This is a genomic window from Cellulomonas sp. B6, from assembly GCF_001462455.1.
Classification (GTDB): Bacteria; Actinomycetota; Actinomycetes; order Actinomycetales; family Cellulomonadaceae; genus Cellulomonas.
The window spans coordinates 1-2,282 of sequence record NZ_LNTD01000266.1; the positions used below are offsets into that span (position 1 = coordinate 1).

The 2,282-nt window shown below is 76.6% G+C and carries 2 protein-coding genes; both read left to right on the top strand.

Annotated features, from left to right (window positions below; all coding sequences use genetic code 11):
- Positions 1–14: 14 nt before the first annotated feature.
- The gene (locus tag ATM99_RS17580; protein ID WP_082660010.1) at positions 15–1,025 is read left to right on the top strand and encodes an ABC transporter substrate-binding protein; all 1,011 of its coding nucleotides are present in this window, start codon (positions 15–17) and stop codon (positions 1,023–1,025) included.
- Positions 1,026–1,088: 63 nt separating this feature from the next.
- Positions 1,089–2,282 (top strand): FAD-dependent oxidoreductase (locus ATM99_RS17585; RefSeq protein WP_062104095.1); only part of this gene is annotated, 1,194 nt, incomplete at its 3' end.

The window sequence follows — 2,282 nt, forward strand, 5'->3', positions numbered from 1 at the left end:
CCGAGAGGTCTCCCGTGACACCGACCGCCCGCACCTCCCGCGCGCTCGCCGCGCTCGCCCTGCTGCCGCTGCTCGCGCTCACCGCGTGCTCCGGCGTCAGCACGCAGGCGCCCGCCGCCGCGGCGCCCGACGACGCGGGCACCTCGACCGCCGCCGCACCCGCAGGGCTCGCCGTGAGCACGAGCCCCGACCAGGACCGCGTGCGCACCACCGAGTCGCCCGAGGCGATCGCGCTGCTGCCCGCCGCGTGGGCCGACAAGGACGAGCTCGTGGTCGCGGTCAGCGCCGGTGCCGCACCGCCCCTGGGGTTCCTCGCGGACGACGACAAGACGCCCATCGGCAACGAGACCGACATCGCCCAGCTCGTGGCCGACGCGCTCGGCAAGGAGCTGCGCCTGGAGGTCAAGGCGTGGGCCGACTGGCCGCTCGCGCTCGGCTCGGGCGACGTCGACGCCGTCATCTCCAACGTCACCGTGACCGAGGAGCGCAAGGAGACCATCGACTTCTCGACGTATCGCAACGACGAGCTCGGCTGGCTCGTCGCGGCCGGCTCCGACGTCGAGCGCATCGCCGAGCCGGCCGACGTCGCGGGTCTCGTCGTGGGCGTCGGCTCGGGCACCAACCAGGAGAAGATCCTGCTCGAGTGGGACCGGCAGAACACCGCCGCCGGGCTCGACCCGGTGCAGGGACCCGAGTACTACGAGCAGTTCTCCGACGTCCTGCTCGCGCTGCAGTCCGGGCGGCTCGACGCCTACGTCGGGCCCAACGCGTCGCTCGCGTACCAGGCGGCCGTCAGCCCGCAGGACTTCAAGGTCGTCGGCACGCTCAACGGCGGCTGGCCCGACACCGCGCAGATCGCCGTCGCGACCCGCAAGGGTGCCGACGCGGCCGACGCCGTGACCGCCGCGATCAACCACGCGATCGCCGACGGCAGCTACGCGAAGGTCCTCGAGCGCTGGGGGCTGACGTCCGAGGCCGTCGCGGAGTCGCAGACCAACCCGCCCGGCCTGCCCAAGACGTCCTGACGGCGTCCCGCACCCACCGCCCACCCACGCACGCGTCGCGCCCGCGACGGGAGAGGAGCACGCATGACCGAGCACGTCGACCACGTCGTCGTCGGCGGCGGCGTCATGGGGTCGGCCGCGGCCTGGCACCTCGCCCGGCGCGGGCGCGACGTCGTCCTGCTGGAGCGGTTCGCGCCCGGGCACGTGCACGGCGCGTCGCACGGCGCGTCGCGCATCTACCGCACCACGTACCCCGAGCCGGTCTACCTCGACCTCGCGCAGGAGGCGCTGCGGTGGTGGCGCGAGCTCGAGGCCGCCACGGGCGTCGCGCTGCTCGAGATCACCGGTGGCGTGAGCCACGCGCACCCGGGGACGCCGTCGGCCGCGCGCGCCGAGGCCGTGGCCGCCGCGTTCGAGGCGCGCGGGATCGCGCACGCGTGGCTCACGCCCGACGCGGCCGCCGAGCGGTGGCCCGGTCTGCGGTTCGAGGGCCGCGTGCTGCACGAGACCGCGACCGCCGGCCGGCTGCACGCCGACCGTGCCGTCACCGCGCTGCAGCGCGCCGCGGCCGCGCACGGCGCCGACGTGCGGCACGAGACGCCCGTGCGGCACCTCGAGCCCGTGCACGGAGGCGTGCGGGTCGTCACGCGGCACGGCGACCTCGTCGCGCGGCGCGTCGTCGTCACGGTCGGGGCGTGGAGCGCGGGGCTCGTCGGGCCGCTGCTCGGGGGGCCGCTGCTCGTCGGGCCGCCGGCTGGCTCGCGCACCGGCCCGCACGTGCGGCCCGAGGACGTCCTGCCGCTCGTCGTCACGCAGGAGCAGCCCGCGCACCTCGCCGCGCGCGACCCCGCGCTGCTCGCCGCGTGGCCGAGCTTCACGCACGACCCCGGCCCCGACGCGGGCTGGCCCAGCGGCGTGTACGGGCTGGTGACGCCCGGCGAGGGGGTCAAGGTCGGGTTCCACGGCGTCGGGCCGGTCACCGACCCCGACCGCCGTACGTACCGGCCCGAGCCCACGCAGCTCGCGGCCCTGCGCGAGTACGTGCGCACGTGGCTGCCCGGGCTCGACCCCGACGACCTCGCGCCCGTGAGCTGCACGTACACGACCACGCCCGACCACGACTTCGTGCTCGACCGGCGCGGACCGCTCGTCGTCGGCGCCGGGTTCTCCGGCCACGGCTTCAAGTTCGCGCCCGCCGTCGGGCGCGTGCTCGCCGACCTGGCCACGGGCGACGCGCCCGGCCCCGCCCCGTTCGCGCTCGCCCGGTTCGCGCGGCCC